The organism is Methanolobus sp. ZRKC4 (assembly GCF_045291305.1).
In the GTDB taxonomy this organism is placed as follows: Archaea; Halobacteriota; Methanosarcinia; order Methanosarcinales; family Methanosarcinaceae; genus Methanolobus.
Map to the genome: position 1 here is coordinate 2,725,040 of NZ_CP146983.1, position 13,884 is coordinate 2,738,923.

The 13,884-nt window shown below is 43.9% G+C and carries 16 protein-coding genes and 1 tRNA gene; 1 reads left to right on the forward strand and 16 read right to left on the reverse strand.

All coding sequences use genetic code 11. From position 1 onward, the window contains the following. Positions 1-18: 18 nt before the first annotated feature. The 3 genes from V7O67_RS13335 to V7O67_RS13345 all read right to left on the reverse strand — a co-directional run bounded on the left by V7O67_RS13335 (position 19) and on the right by V7O67_RS13345 (position 2,119). Entirely contained in the window at positions 19-630 is a 612-nt protein-coding gene (locus tag V7O67_RS13335; RefSeq protein ID WP_406657893.1) for a LysE family transporter, read from the reverse strand. A gap of 115 nt (positions 631-745) precedes the next feature. Further along, positions 746-1,759, reverse strand: a complete 1,014-nt coding sequence (locus V7O67_RS13340) for a transcription initiation factor IIB (RefSeq protein ID WP_176964572.1) — start codon at positions 1,757-1,759, stop codon at positions 746-748. A gap of 99 nt (positions 1,760-1,858) precedes the next feature. Beyond that, the gene (locus V7O67_RS13345; RefSeq protein ID WP_342304372.1) at positions 1,859-2,119 is read right to left on the reverse strand and encodes a Gar1/Naf1 family protein; all 261 of its coding nucleotides are present in this window, start codon (positions 2,117-2,119) and stop codon (positions 1,859-1,861) included. Between the two features lie 229 nt (positions 2,120-2,348). Between V7O67_RS13345 and ppdK the strand changes: the two genes are divergently transcribed. Continuing rightward, a complete protein-coding gene (ppdK, locus tag V7O67_RS13350) occupies positions 2,349-5,015 on the forward strand; it encodes a pyruvate, phosphate dikinase (protein WP_406670225.1) in 2,667 nt (888 codons plus the stop codon). 136 nt (positions 5,016-5,151) lie between these two features. Here the strand turns inward: ppdK and V7O67_RS13355 are convergent, their stop codons facing one another. From V7O67_RS13355 to V7O67_RS13415, 13 genes are all read right to left on the reverse strand, one after another. Beyond that, positions 5,152-6,117 carry a polyprenyl synthetase family protein gene (locus V7O67_RS13355; protein ID WP_406670227.1) on the reverse strand — a complete coding sequence of 322 codons (966 nt, stop codon included), beginning with the start codon at positions 6,115-6,117 and terminating at the stop codon, positions 5,152-5,154. A gap of 36 nt (positions 6,118-6,153) precedes the next feature. Then, on the reverse strand, positions 6,154-7,500 hold the full coding sequence (locus V7O67_RS13360) for an RNase J family beta-CASP ribonuclease (RefSeq protein WP_406657889.1): 1,347 nt from the start codon (positions 7,498-7,500) through the stop codon (positions 6,154-6,156). A gap of 60 nt (positions 7,501-7,560) precedes the next feature. Then, a complete protein-coding gene (fni, locus tag V7O67_RS13365; RefSeq protein WP_342306467.1) occupies positions 7,561-8,670 on the reverse strand; it encodes a type 2 isopentenyl-diphosphate Delta-isomerase in 1,110 nt (369 codons plus the stop codon). Positions 8,671-8,689: 19 nt separating this feature from the next. After that, positions 8,690-9,460 carry an isopentenyl phosphate kinase gene (locus V7O67_RS13370; protein WP_342304368.1) on the reverse strand — a complete coding sequence of 257 codons (771 nt, stop codon included), beginning with the start codon at positions 9,458-9,460 and terminating at the stop codon, positions 8,690-8,692. Then, positions 9,453-10,370 (reverse strand): mevalonate kinase, encoded by a 918-nt coding sequence (locus V7O67_RS13375; RefSeq protein WP_342304367.1) that lies wholly within the window; start codon positions 10,368-10,370, stop codon positions 9,453-9,455. Before V7O67_RS13375 ends, V7O67_RS13370 begins: the two co-directional genes overlap by 8 nt. 24 nt (positions 10,371-10,394) lie before the next feature. After that, entirely contained in the window at positions 10,395-11,192 is a 798-nt protein-coding gene (locus V7O67_RS13380) for an MEMO1 family protein (RefSeq protein WP_406670229.1), read from the reverse strand. A gap of 68 nt (positions 11,193-11,260) precedes the next feature. Further along, positions 11,261-11,911 (reverse strand): 30S ribosomal protein S2, encoded by a 651-nt coding sequence (rpsB, locus tag V7O67_RS13385; protein ID WP_406670231.1) that lies wholly within the window; start codon positions 11,909-11,911, stop codon positions 11,261-11,263. An 8-nt stretch (positions 11,912-11,919) separates the two neighbouring features. Continuing rightward, positions 11,920-12,102, reverse strand: a complete 183-nt coding sequence (locus V7O67_RS13390) for a DNA-directed RNA polymerase subunit K (protein WP_406670233.1) — start codon at positions 12,100-12,102, stop codon at positions 11,920-11,922. A 197-nt stretch (positions 12,103-12,299) separates the two neighbouring features. Then, positions 12,300-12,396, reverse strand: a tRNA-Pro gene (locus tag V7O67_RS13395). 1 nt (position 12,397) lies between these two features. After that, entirely contained in the window at positions 12,398-12,586 is a 189-nt protein-coding gene (locus V7O67_RS13400) for a DNA-directed RNA polymerase subunit N (protein ID WP_406657882.1), read from the reverse strand. 10 nt (positions 12,587-12,596) lie between these two features. Continuing rightward, the gene (locus tag V7O67_RS13405) at positions 12,597-13,001 is read right to left on the reverse strand and encodes a 30S ribosomal protein S9 (protein WP_406657881.1); all 405 of its coding nucleotides are present in this window, start codon (positions 12,999-13,001) and stop codon (positions 12,597-12,599) included. Between the two features lie 17 nt (positions 13,002-13,018). After that, positions 13,019-13,438 carry a 50S ribosomal protein L13 gene (locus V7O67_RS13410; protein WP_406670235.1) on the reverse strand — a complete coding sequence of 140 codons (420 nt, stop codon included), beginning with the start codon at positions 13,436-13,438 and terminating at the stop codon, positions 13,019-13,021. An 11-nt stretch (positions 13,439-13,449) separates the two neighbouring features. Further along, positions 13,450-13,830, reverse strand: a complete 381-nt coding sequence (locus tag V7O67_RS13415; protein WP_406657879.1) for a 50S ribosomal protein L18e — start codon at positions 13,828-13,830, stop codon at positions 13,450-13,452. Positions 13,831-13,884 lie beyond the last annotated feature (54 nt).

The window sequence follows — 13,884 nt, forward strand, 5'->3', positions numbered from 1 at the left end:
TGCAATTTTTTCTCATGTTTACGTACCTATGATAAACCATGACCCAAACAGGACAAGGAACAGACCACAAGACATCAATACCCGCTCATAAACCTTTGGGGACATGAGCCTTTTTCCTTTACTGAAGGATGTGGAAACCACGGTGAAATAAGTAAGATCTGCAATCCAGTGTCCGATTACAAACATTGTCGCGGCGAACAGGCTGATCTCCAGTCCGCGCAGGACAAGTGCACTGCCTGCGGCAAGCCACCATAGCCAGAAATAGGGGTTTGAGGCGGACGTGATTACTCCCGCCAGCATTGGATTGGTGTTAACCGTTCCATGTTCGTGCAGTGAATCTCCTGCTCCCTTTGCATTCCTCATTGTCAGAATGCCGAACAAGATAAGTGTAGCTCCTCCAATCATGGATATTGCAAGTATCGTGTTTTCACTTACAGATGCCATTCCGAAGATTACCAGTATACAGACCAAAAACTCCAGGGCTGCATGTCCTAAAAATACTTCAGGACCTGCTTTCCATCCCTTCTTCAAGGATGTATCTATGGTAGCGAAAAGCATTGGACCGGGCACAAGTGCCCCTGTCATTCCCACAGCAAATCCTATGGTCAGCATCTCAAGTAATTCCAGCATAGTCTACACTGCTTAATCGGGTCAGGTAATAAAAAAGGTTTGGGCAAAAAAGAATTAGAACAAAGGAAGTGCTGTTACAGTCTTCCTTCGCTTGTTTAAATCGTTATCTATGTGTTCAGAGAATGATTTCGATGTCAAGCTCTTCTGCAAGTTCCTTGTATCTGTTGCGGATTGTGACCTCGGTCACACCTGCAACATCGGCGACCTCACGCTGGGTACGGCGTTCGCCACAAAGGATGGATGCAATATAGATGGCTGCAGCAGCAACACCAGTCGGACCACGGCCACTGGTAAGTTCCTTTTCTGAAGCCTGCCTGAGGATCTCAACACCCCTTGACTGAACTTCACCTTTGAGATTAAGTCCTGAGCAGAACCTCGGGACATAGTCAATCGGTGATGTTGGCATAAGCTTGAGAGACAACTCCCTTGATATAAAGCGGTATGTCCTTCCGATCTCTTTCCTGCTTACCCTTGATACTTCTCCGATCTCGTCAAGCGTCCTCGGAACACTGCATTGACGGCATGCTGCATACAATGCTGCTGCTGCAACGCCTTCAATGCTCCTTCCGCGGATAAGATTCTTGTCAACTGCTTTCCTGTATACGACGGCAGCGGTTTCACGTACAGTTCTTGGAAGACCAAGAGCCGATGCCATACGGTCAAGTTCTGAAAGTGCGAAGGCAAGGTTTCTCTCAGTTGCATTACTTACACGTATTCTACGCTGCCATTTTCTGAGCCTGTAAAGCTGTGCCCTGTTCTTTGATGAGATGGACTTTCCGTAGGAGTCACGGTTCCTCCAATCGATCATGGTTGAGAGACCTTTGTCATGGATAGTGTAGGTCATAGGTGCTCCCACACGGGAACGCTTCATTCTCTGGTCATGATCAAAAGCACGCCACTCTGGTCCTTCGTCAACAAACTCTGCATCAACTACAAGCCCACAGTCAGCACATACCAATTCCGCTCTTTCATAATCCTGTACAAGGCTGCGACTTCCACACTCAGGACACTGGACCTTTGCTTTCTCAACTTCCATGTCCTTTTCTTTCTCTTTACGTGCCTTGATCATTGCACGTATCTTCTCCCTTTCGGAAGTGTCTGAATAACGTACCCTTTCAACTTCGACCATTTCAATCACCTTTCATCATAATCATAAAATATATTTCATAAGTATATTTTTAGTCATTCACAGCTCACAGCGTAACTACTTATGATCTAATTCAATTCATCATTGAACGTAAACTCGCTCATTTACAAGTTTTTCTAATCCGGTAGCTATAATTCTCTTATCAGGTTTCAGAGTAAAATAGGGCTGGTCAACAGGACCAAATATGCCGGAAACCTTTCCGATGGGCTTAATGGATTTGTCTAGGACAAAAGAGTTAATTCTAGGTAGCTCCTTCATTGACCCAGAAAATTGTTTCTCGTCCCCTCTAACAACGATTTCATTCTGCTTTGAAATATGCAGTATTTGACCTAATCTTTTCATATGTCTTCATTCATTATATTTAGGTTTTGTACTATATGGTACGTTTATGCTATATATACTTATGGTATGCATTTAAATATTTGTTTTTTTCAGTACAAAAGTATATCCATTCTTTTTAGGACCATGTTAATATTTCACAGACCACAAACTTAAAGAGATAACAAGACTATTTTGGCACGACTTATACTTAATACGATCCATCATATATTTTATGTATGGAGGAAATTCGGTGGCAGATAGAAAATTCGTATATTTTTTCGGTAACGAAGATACAGAAGGCAAAAATAGCATGAAAGATCTGCTGGGTGGCAAAGGTGCCAACCTGGCAGAAATGGCCAACTTGGGAATTCCAGTTCCTCCCGGCTTTACCATCACAACTGAGGTTTGTGTGCTCTATCTTGAAAAGGGAGCATATCCTGATGGTGTACTTGATCAGATCAATGATGCGATTGAGAAGCTTGAAAGGATAAACAATAAAAAGTTCGGGGACGTCGAGAATCCCTTGCTGCTTTCAGTAAGGTCAGGTGCACGTGTCTCCATGCCTGGTATGATGGATACTGTCCTTAACCTGGGCCTGAATGACGATACAGTCGAAGGGCTTGCAAGAAAAACAGGTAATGAAAGGTTTGCATATGACAGTTATCGTAGATTCCTTACAATGTTCGGGGACGTTGTACTGGATATTGACCATCACAAGTTCGAATCTGTTCTGAGTGCAAAGAAAAAAGAAATCGGTGCAACTCTTGATACGGAGCTTAAGGCAGAGTCTCTTAAAGAGCTCGTTGAGATCTTCAAGAGTATAATAAGAGAGAACACCGGTAATAATTTCCCGCAGGATCCACGTGAGCAACTTCAGATGGCAATAGATGCTGTTTTCAATTCATGGAACAACCAGCGTGCTATCACATACAGGAAGCTCAATGACATTCCTACGGACTGGGGTACTGCAGTCAATGTGCAATCAATGGTCTATGGAAACATGGGCGAGACTTCCGGCACAGGTGTTGCATTCACAAGAGATCCGGGAACCGGGGAGAAAGAATTCTTTGGTGAGTATCTTATTAATGCACAGGGAGAAGATGTGGTGGCTGGTATCAGGACTCCACAACCCATAGCAACCCTGAAGCAGACAATGCCTGATGCATATGCACAGCTTGAGGAGATCTACCAGAAACTTGAGGATCACTTCAAGGATATGCAGGACATTGAGTTTACCATAGAGGAGGGCAAGCTGTACATGCTCCAGACCAGAACCGGTAAACGAACTGCAGCAGCAGCTTTGAACATCGCTGTAGACATGGTTAACGAGGGCCTGATTGACAAAGAAACAGCTTTGATGAGAGTTAAACCGGAGCAGATGGATCAGTTACTACATCCCATGATTGACCCGGAATCAGAATATGAGATTATTGCTACAGGTCTGCCGGCATCACCCGGTGCTGCGGTTGGTAAAGTTGTTTTCACTGCAGAGCATGCCGAAGAGATGGCATCAATTGATGAAAAAGTAATTCTGGTTAGGGCTGAGACATCACCTGAAGATATAGGTGGTATGGATGCGGCCCAGGGTATACTCACGGTTCGTGGAGGAATGACCTCGCATGCAGCAGTAGTTGCCAGAGGTATGGGAAAACCATGTGTTGTAGGGTGTGGTGCTATCACTATTGACATGACTAGCTCGACATTTACAGTCTGTGATGTTACTGTGAAGGAAGGGGACTACATTACAGTGGACGGGGCTACTGGTGGTCTAATTATTGGTAAAGTCGATTTGATCACACCAGGTGTTACCGGAGAATTGGAAACACTGCTTAAGTGGGCTGATGAATTCAGGGAAATGGGTGTAAGGACAAATGCAGATACACCGCATGATGCACTTGTAGCAAGGGAGTTTGGTGCAGAAGGTATCGGACTTTGCAGAACTGAGCATATGTTCTTTGGCGATGACAGGATACCTGTTGTAAGGGAAATGATCCTGGCGGAAGATGAAGATGTCCGAAAGAAGGCTCTTAAGAAACTCCTTCCCATGCAAAGGGAAGATTTCATTGGTATTTTCCGTGCAATGGAAGGTTATCCGGTGACCATACGCCTGCTTGATCCGCCATTGCATGAGTTCCTTCCAAAACATGAAGAACTGGCCAATAAATTGAAGATTCTTGAAGAAGATGCATCTAATAGGCCTAAGGTCGAGATCGAGAGTCTGAAGAAAGTGATGGAGCGCGTTGAATCTCTTATAGAGATAAATCCTATGCTGGGACATAGAGGCTGCCGTCTTGGTATTACATATCCTGAAATATACGAGATGCAGGTACAGGCAATCATTGAAGCTGCGTGCGAACTCAAACTTGAGGGTATTGATATCGTACCTGAGATCATGATTCCTCTGATATGCCATGTAAATGAGCTCCGTTCTGCTAAGAAGGATCTTGTTGAAGTTGCAGAAGCCGTGATAGCCAAAAACTGTATTGATTTGGATTATCTTGTGGGTACCATGATTGAACTTCCAAGGGCAGCATTGACAGCCGACCAGATTGCACAGGAAGCAGAATTCTTTTCCTTCGGTACCAATGACCTGACGCAAACTACCTTTGGTTTCAGCAGGGATGATGCAGGCAAGTTCCTTCCATTCTATGTTTCAGATTCCATTCTTGAGGCAGATCCGTTCGCCGTCCTTGATCAGGATGGTGTTGGTGAACTGGTAAAGATTGGTATAGAAAAGGGCCGATCCACAAGACCTGATCTAAAGATCGGTATTTGCGGTGAACATGGAGGAGAGCCAAGTTCCGTTAAGTTCGGCTACAATATCGGACTGAACTATGTAAGCTGCTCCCCATTCCGTGTACCAATCGCCAGGCTGGCTGCGGCACAGGCTGCAATTGAAAAACAGGATAACTCCTGATTTTTCAATACTTTTTTTTTGATAATCTATAACTGGGTATTTTTCGTATCAACTCATTCTGATAAATGGTAAATAGAATACTCTAAGAGCATAGCTCTTAGAAAAGTAAAGTAAAATAAAAAAAAGGAAGAACAGATTAATATGATCTTGTGATCATATAATCTGCAATTGCCAGAAGTATGGTCTTTGAATCTGAATCCTCAACGACATCAAGAAGCTCTTTACCCTTTGCCACGTAGCCCAGTGCAAGATCTCTTACATAATCTATGGAGCCTGCTTCTTCCAGTTGATGGACAGCCTCATTGATCTCTTCAGTGGTGGCCTTTCCTTTGCCGAAAATATCAAGCTTGACACCGCTGTTCAATGCATGGATTGCGATCAGTGTTTTCTTACCTTCCATAAGATCGCTTCCCCTCACTTTTCCGAGTATTTCTTCAGGAGTTATCATGTCGATAACATCGTCATATATCTGGAAAGCGATACCTATCAATCTTCCAAATTCATAAAGAGCTTCTGCAGTTTCGTCGGATGCTCCTCCGAGGATAGCACCGATTTCACATGAAGCAGCATAGAGGACACCGGTTTTTTTCTCGATCATCTCAAGGTATTCTTCCTTTGTCACATCCATGCGGTTTTCAAACTCAACGTCCATCCATTGCCCTTCACAGATCTCTTTGCATGTTCTGGACAGTATATCAACGCACTTCAGGATCCTTTCAGGTTTTCCTTCTACTTGAGTAAGTATCTCAAAAGCTCTCGAATAAAGGGTATCACCTGCAAGTATAGCTCCTGCTTCCCCCCATTTAACATGCACCGCCGGAATTCCTCTGCGAATATCATCCCTGTCCATTATATCGTCGTGTACAAGTGTGAAATTATGCACCAGTTCTACGGCTACAGCAGCAGGTATTATTTTATATGGGTCAGAACCTACTGCTTCAGCAGTGAGCATAACGATTGCAGGACGAAGTCTTTTTCCACCAGCATCCGGAAGATAACGGGCTGCCTTGTAAAGTTCTATGGGTCTGGAGACAGGGAGGTAATCCTCAATACCTTTGTCAACATGTACAGACCTTTTTTTGATCTCTTCAATTAAATCCATACTCATTCCCACTGTTTTTTTGGTTCTTATAAATAATCACTCATCTTCTATGTAGAGTTCTTCACCGTTTCGTAGCAGATGGAGTGTATCACCTAGTGAATAACCGGCATCTTCTGCCATCTGGATATACTCGCTGTGCATCTGTATGGTTCCGTGTGCGGGAATAACATGTTCAGGTTTAAGCATCCTGAGCAATTCCCAGTGGTCTTCCCTGTAGGCATGTCCGGAAACGTGGACATCGTCATATATCCTTGCACCTTTCATCTTAAGTTTTGTTTCAAGTGCATAGCGGTTTGCCTGTGTCATCGGGTTTGGTATTATGTTTGCCGAGAAAATCACCCTGTCCCCGGTTTCTACCTTAAAAGGCGTTTCTCCGTTTGCAATCCTGCCAAGTACTGCACCAGGCTCTCCCTGATGACCTGTGACGACCGGAAGATACTTGTTCTTGCCTTTTTCCATTATCTTTTTCAGTGCATTGTCAATATCTCTGCGATTGCCGTAAATCTCTACTGTCTCCGGCAGATCAATGTATCCGAGCTGGTGGGCCGTACCTACATATCGTTCCATGGATCTTCCAAGGAGTACAGGTATCCTGCCCATCTCGCCGGCAAACTGCACGATTGAATTCATACGGGCTATATGGGAAGCGAAAGTCGTGACGATCATACCAACATCTGCTTCTTCAGTGCCAAGCAGCACATCTCTTAGCATCATGTGTGCAATCATCTCAGAAGGTGCTTTTCCATTCCTGCCTGCATTCGTACTTTCGGTTATAAGTGCGATGACTCCTTCCTGGCCGAGCTGCTTAAGTCTCTCAAAATCAGGAATTTCTCCTACAGTAGGTGTCCTGTCCAGTTTGAAATCACATGCATATACAATGCTTCCACTTGGGGTGTGTATTACTACAAATACAGTATCGATGATACTGTGCTGTGTATTCACGAACTCGATTGAAATATCCTTTGTGATCTCAGTTGTGTCTCCTGCCTTTAATGCAACAATGTTGTTCTTGACTCCGAATTTTCTTTCAGAATCTATCTGGTGTTTTACGAGTGCTGTAGTGTAAGGTGTTGCGATTATGGGTGCAGTGTATCTGTGTGCGAGTTTGGATATCGCACCAATGTGGTCAAGGTGACCGTGCGTACAGACAATAGCACGCACATTCCCGTTGACCTCATTCATTATAGTGTCATCCGGGATTGCACCCATCTCAATTAGTTCAAGGGAGTGCATGCGGTCTATATCCACATCCTCATGTATCTGGACTCTGTCCAGACGAAGACCCATATCAATGATTATTATATCCTCGTTAATCCGGATCGCAGTCATGTTGCGGCCCATTTCATTATATCCGCCTACTGCGATAATACCTATTTCAGTCATATGTATTACTCTCTAATTATTATATATATTTTATTCAAATATTCCCTAATTTGATGAATGTTAAACTCTCTGGAAATCAGTGTTCTTTGAACGAAGAGCAAGGTCTTTTACGTTAAAGCCACGCATTTCAAGATATTCTCTTGTCCAGCCACTGATTACAGTGGGTGCCAGATGCAAGTCTTTCACATCTTGGTAGCCACAAAGGAACATTGCTACTTTGAGTTCATTCAGCATATGCTGAATGCTGCTTACAACCTCATCTTTCCCTTTCAGTGCCGGCTCAACAAAAGGAAGCGCAGCACTTGCAACTGATGCACCAAGTGCGAGTGATTTTGCAATATCCAGTCCCGTTCTAATTCCACCGGTTGCGATTACTGGTAAAAACACGCTGCATTCCACTATGCTTGGAACGGTAGGTATGCCGAAATCCCAGAACAATTCGCCTAGTAATTCAGATTCCAGATCTTTTCTTTCCCTGGCACGATATACTTCCACACCGGACCAGCTGGTACCTCCCACACCACCTACATCTATGGCAGATGCTCCTGCATCTTTGAGGAGTAATGCGTCTTCATGTGATATGCCTGCACCTGTTTCTTTAATGATAACGGGTACTGCCAGTGAACATATCTCCTTTATAGTTTCAAGTGCTCCAGAAGCATCTCGGTCACCTTCTGGCTGTATTGCTTCCTGAAGGAAATTCAGATGAATTGCAATGGCATCTGCATCGATCATTTCAATGATCTTCTCTACACCTTCAACGCCATATTCTCGTATTTGTGCAGCACCAATATTCCCATATACAAATGCACTGGGTGCTTTATCCCTGACAATGCTGAATGATTCTTCCTGTAAAGGATCTTCTATGGCTGCTCTCTGGCTTCCAACGCCAATTCCAATCCCCAGTTCTTCTGCAGCTTCTGCAAGTGCAGCATTAACAGGTTTTGTATCCGGATGTCCACCGGTTATGGATGCTATCATAAAAGGTGCATTTATTTCCTTTTCCAGAAAACGGACAGACAGATCGATCTCATCCATGTCCATCTCTGGCAAAGCCCTGTGTACCAGCATTACATCCTTGAATCCTGGTCCAATTTTCCTTGATTCTACCGGGCTTGAAGCGCATAACTCTAGATGCTCTATCTTTCTCCTGGAAGTGCTCATAATAATACCTTAAGATCTATATTGTTCAGACACCAGAAATTGCGGTGCCGATATTCTGTCCTTTCAGGAAATCGGATATGTTCCCTGAATTGCCTGCATTGAATATATAAGAAGTGCTACTTGACTGCTCACTAAGATTTAAAAGCTCAAGTACTTTTCCCAGCATACCGCCAGTGACATCAGTATTGGATGACTCTCCAAGGTATTCCTTAACTTCATTGAAGTTCTCATTGCTGATGTGGGGTATCACTTCATTTTTATTATCAAGTACACCTTCTTCAGCACTTCCGATGCCAATTCTTGATGCTTTCATCTGGATTGCCAGATATGGAACTATCTGGTCTCCTGAAAGGACCGAAGTTCCAAGTTCAGTGTCCATTACCATGTCTCCATGTAACACAGGAACAAAACCGTTTGCAAGCATTTCCTCTATCTGCTCAAGGAACATACTCTTTATTCGGCTGTTTTCGGATACCGCACAGGCCATTGGGTGCACTGGTAATGCATTAACCCCTGCAGAGTTAAGGGCTTTGACAACCATTGTGTTTAGTTCCCTTACGGACATGTGTGTTATTATCGATCCAGCGTGGTCGAACTTTCCTGTCAGGCCAAAACGTTTGACCTGTGGATGGCCGAACGAACCGGCTCCATGTACGATGATAAGTTTACCGTTAAAATCTGCAATTTCACTGGCAATACGCTCAATTTCATTTAATCTTGCAGCACCGTCATCAGCACTTTTGTCTGTAATGACACTGCCACCGATCTTTAAGATGGTGATACTATTGTTATCCATTTAATGACTCCAGTCGTACGCCTTCTTCTGTATTTTTAGTAATAATAGCTTCTCCGCCTGCTTTCTCAATGGCTCTTGAAATGGCCATTGCATTTTCGTTCTCTGCAAGTGCAACCATGCATCCTCCACCGCCGGCACCTGTTATCTTGGCACTTATAGCACCATTTTTGCGTGCTGCATATACCAGGGATGAAAGTTCCGCACTTCCGACACCAATGGCATCGAGAAGTCCCTGGTTTACATTCATAAGCTTGCCAATGGTTATGTAATCATTCTGATTAACGAACTTTTCAGCAAGTGTGGACATCTGGCCAATATTGGAAAGTATTGGGTCAATTACAGAAGGAAATTCGCTGCGAAGGTTAGCAACATTTTCTACAAGCTCCTTTGTTGAGGAGAACTTGTTCGTATTGCCGACCACAATTGGACATTCGATAAGTTGAAGCTTCTTTCGTTGGGGTATCATCACAACACCACCCATGGTACTCACATATGTGTCTGTGGGGCTTGCATTGCCCTGTACTATCTTTTCTATTTCATGTCCGGTCTTCGCAATATCTTCAAGCGAAAGGTCACATTCATATAAGTGGTTCAATGCTTGTATACTGGCAATGGTTACTGCGGCTGATGATCCAAGCCCGGAACCTACGGGAAGCTCGGATTCGATATTTATTCTAACTCCTTCTATGTCTGCATACTGGCGCATTTTTTCGATGACATGGGATACATAGGGATGTATCTCAAAATCCAGTCCGGTGGTCCCAAGGGCCGATTCAATTATTATATCATTATTTTTCTGGACATGGACCTTTGTGCGTAGCTCTATTGCACAGCAGATGGCGCTTTCGCCGTACACTACTGCATGTTCACCAAAAAGGTAAACTTTTCCGGGTGCAGAACATGTGATCATAGAATGTCCTTTTTATATTGATATTTATTCCAGAGTGATTGCCGCGTATCCGACAACTCCTGACATGTCTCCGGTTACGTCTCCGCTGGTTGCATATTTCAACAGTGAGACTTTCCTGGCACCAAATTCTATTGTGGCTGCTAACATTGCTGCTATCGGGCCAAATCCGCATGCTGAAATATTCCTTTCTTCCTTACGTCTGTAAAATTCAGGAATATCCATTTCAAGTATTGGCTCGATGAGGTACTGATCATTATCGCTGGCAATTTTAGCAGATTGGTAGTGAGTAAAATCACTCGACGCGATGAACACCACTTTCTTTCCTGAGGTCTTAACGGCCCTTGCAACTTCCTTTCCAACCTCTACGGCGGTCTCTTCATCCTGCAATCCCATACAGATTGGAAGTATTTTGAAATCATCTCCAAACCTGTACTGAAGAAAAGGTAGTTGTACTTCTATGGAATGTTCAAACCTGTGTGCCAGCTCGTCATAGTCAACTATAGTTCCTGCAAGGAGTTTCCCAATATCCCTGTCGGTTTCTACTGTTCCTAATGGTGTTGTCCATGTTTCCTGGGAAAGAGAGATAGCACATCCGTATCCTGTGTGGTTAGGTCCGAATAATACGTAGGTATCTGCTTTTGGGAGCAAAGCGTAAGCATGTGCTGCAATTTCTCCCGAGTAAATATAACCGGCGTGGGGTACCACAGCACCTGTGATATCCCTTTCCCGGATTTCTATATCTTTAAAGCATCTGCTAAGTTCTTTCTTTAGGTCCTTGGGATTTAACGGATAGAACTGGCCGGCAACTGTTGTTTGTCTCATACTACTGGTCACCCCATAGCAATATAAGGGTTTTTTCTATTTGTAGTATGCCTGTGCAGCTGGTGGTTTCAGACGCCTGATTCGAAGTTCTCGAGCTCGTAATTGAACATTGAGTTGTTGGCCTTTGCAACTTCCCTTGCGAGCAGCCAATAGACAAGTGAAAGTGCTTTTCTACCTTTATTGTTTGTAGGAATGACCAGATCGACATTTGATGTCATGTTGTTGGTATCACAAAGGGCTACTACGGGTATTCCGATGTCGTTAGCCTCTTTAATCACCTGTGCATCGCCGGTAGGGTCTGTCACTATGACTGCGTCAGGTTCAAAGAAATTCTCTACTTTCGGGTTTGTGAGTGTACCCGGGATGAATCTTCCAACCATTGACTTTGCACCGATTGCCTTTGCGAACATCTTTGCAGGATATTGTCCGTACTGCCTTGCGGATACTACCAATATTCTTGAAGCATCGTATGAAGACAGGAAGTTTGAAGCCAGCTTTATCCTTTCGTCTGTTGCCTGGATGTCAAGGACATATAGACCATCGGTCCTGACTCTGTACACGAATTTCATCATGTTCTCTGTCTTCTGCTGGGTACCGATATGTACTCCTGCTGCGAGATACTCATCTATCGGGACAAGTGAAGTGGTTTTTGCTTCTTCGTTTACTTCCTCTGTCACTTCACTTGCTTCATTGATTATAGTTTCCTCTGTTGAATCCATAAAATCACCTATTTATCAAAATTTCGTTTAACAGTAATCGGGGTAACCCCTAGTTCGAACTCTTTTTTGGCAAGATAAAGGGAATTTGTATTTTGATCATCGATCAGCACTGGTGCTCCCATTGAAATCTGTAATGACCTTGCTCCAATGATCCTTGCTTTTTCATACCTGGTATAGTGTTCTGTGTTCAATCGATCACCTTATCAAAATCATAATGAAAATATCAATAGTCCATTTATCGACAGCTAATCCTATTGCTTACAAAAAGTGTTCCTGTATGGATAGCCATTAATGGGGTCAATGATAGTTATTATAAATATTTTATTCGGAATCCCTCCGAATGTGGTCGTATGTATGTCCTGAACAGTAGGTTTCCTATAAGGTGCCATGGGACCGCTGAGATTTGAACTCAGGTACCGGCGTAATTCGCATGATGTACTCATGTCCCGAACGCCGAAGGATGGTCCAGGCTACCCTACGGTCCCTTTACTGGTATGGAGCCAGCGTATCTACAAGTTGGACATGGGAAAGAATCATCCTGCGACAACAGTACCTTGTGACTCCCAAGTCATCAAGTACTGTGCCAGGATTTTCTCCTTCCTGGACACGTCTTTTATATTCTTCCCAACAGTTTGAAATTACCTTTCCACAGGTAAAACACCGGACTGGAATCATTTCTTAAAGCTCACCTGTATGATTTCTGATACTTGGAACGTGCACCGGGTCCGCCGAACTTCTTAGTCTCTTTCTGCCTGGAATCGTTTACAAGCAGGTTACGGTCGTATGCCATGTATGTATCACGGATTTCGGTATCATTTGTCCAATCAACTATGCCTCTTGCGATAGCAGTCCTGACTGCATTTGCCTGGCCCATGATACCTCCTCCGTTGACGGTAACATCGATATCAAGGGTAGCTGCCGTCTCGCCTGCGAGCATGACTGCCTCGTCGATCTTCAATTTTGCGAACTCGGGGTCATATATCTCGAGAGGTTTCTTGTTTATTCGCACTCTTCCTGTTCCTTTCTTGACAGTCGCACGTGCTATTGCTGTCTTCTTTTTACCGGATGAAGTTACAACTTTAATTGACATTATAATCTTCCTCCTTATTAGAACTTAGCACCCAGTTTTATACTGACATCGCCAAGTCTGAGGTATTTGTTTGAGCTCAGGCGGTCCATGCTTGCCTCAGCAATTCTTACACTTTCCTTGTCATTGAACTCTGCCGGAACCCCTACGTAGACCTTGAGGCGTGCCATTGCGTCCTTTCCTCTTGCACGCTTGTAAGGAAGCATTCCCCTTACGGTCCTTTTCAGTATTCTCTCCGGTCTTTTTGGGAAATATGGTCCAAATTCACGGGTACCGATGTTTATTATCTCATCGTATTCCCTTAAGGTGCTGATCTTGGAACCTGATATTACTGCCTTCTCAGCGTTTACTATGTCTATCTGTTCGCCTGCAAGTAATCTCTTTGCTACTTTGCTTGCAAGCCTTCCCATAATGAGTCCGTCTGCATCGATAATTGTCATCTTGGTCACCTTTACTGCAGAATCCTTATTCCGGATCCCTTGGGATTCTCTTCGAGGACCTGTTCAATTGTCAGGCACTTTCCGCCAAGGTCGGTGATCTTTTCCTTTGCTGTTGAGCTGAAGCTTAATGCAACTACAGTTGCTGCTTTGCCAATTACTCCTGAACCCAGTACTTTGCCAGGTATAAGAACAGTTTCATTCTCATTTGCATACCTGTTGATTTTACTGAGGTTTACTTCAGCATAATTCTGCCTTGGTTTTTCAAGCCTGGTTGCCACATCTCTCCAGATGAGCACATCGTTGTCACGGGATACCTGTTTGAGATCTGCGACCAGCTTTGGTATCCGTGGGTTGGTCTTTCTAACTATCTTCACGTGTGTTTTCTTGCTCATAATGTTCCTCCGCAAGATTATGTCTCACTCACGCATGATTATGCGTTCGAACAT

What these genes read in the sequence shown, in the direction of transcription:
- V7O67_RS13375 (WP_342304367.1), bottom strand. Translation starts at nt 10,370, where the DNA reads ATGATCACATGTTCTGCACCCGGAAAAGTTTACCTTTTTGGTGAACAT.
- V7O67_RS13360 (WP_406657889.1), bottom strand. Translation starts at nt 7,500, where the DNA reads ATGACTGAAATAGGTATTATCGCAGTAGGCGGATATAATGAAATGGGC.
- V7O67_RS13415 (WP_406657879.1), bottom strand. Translation starts at nt 13,830, where the DNA reads ATGAGCAAGAAAACACACGTGAAGATAGTTAGAAAGACCAACCCACGG.
- V7O67_RS13380 (WP_406670229.1), bottom strand. Translation starts at nt 11,192, where the DNA reads ATGAGACAAACAACAGTTGCCGGCCAGTTCTATCCGTTAAATCCCAAG.
- V7O67_RS13355 (WP_406670227.1), bottom strand. Translation starts at nt 6,117, where the DNA reads ATGGATTTAATTGAAGAGATCAAAAAAAGGTCTGTACATGTTGACAAA.
- V7O67_RS13370 (WP_342304368.1), bottom strand. Translation starts at nt 9,460, where the DNA reads ATGGATAACAATAGTATCACCATCTTAAAGATCGGTGGCAGTGTCATT.
- rpsB (WP_406670231.1), bottom strand. Translation starts at nt 11,911, where the DNA reads ATGGATTCAACAGAGGAAACTATAATCAATGAAGCAAGTGAAGTGACA.
- V7O67_RS13335 (WP_406657893.1), bottom strand. Translation starts at nt 630, where the DNA reads ATGCTGGAATTACTTGAGATGCTGACCATAGGATTTGCTGTGGGAATG.
- V7O67_RS13400 (WP_406657882.1), bottom strand. Translation starts at nt 12,586, where the DNA reads ATGATTCCAGTCCGGTGTTTTACCTGTGGAAAGGTAATTTCAAACTGT.
- V7O67_RS13345 (WP_342304372.1), bottom strand. Translation starts at nt 2,119, where the DNA reads ATGAAAAGATTAGGTCAAATACTGCATATTTCAAAGCAGAATGAAATC.
- V7O67_RS13405 (WP_406657881.1), bottom strand. Translation starts at nt 13,001, where the DNA reads ATGTCAATTAAAGTTGTAACTTCATCCGGTAAAAAGAAGACAGCAATA.
- V7O67_RS13410 (WP_406670235.1), bottom strand. Translation starts at nt 13,438, where the DNA reads ATGACAATTATCGATGCAGACGGACTCATTATGGGAAGGCTTGCAAGC.
- V7O67_RS13340 (WP_176964572.1), bottom strand. Translation starts at nt 1,759, where the DNA reads ATGGTCGAAGTTGAAAGGGTACGTTATTCAGACACTTCCGAAAGGGAG.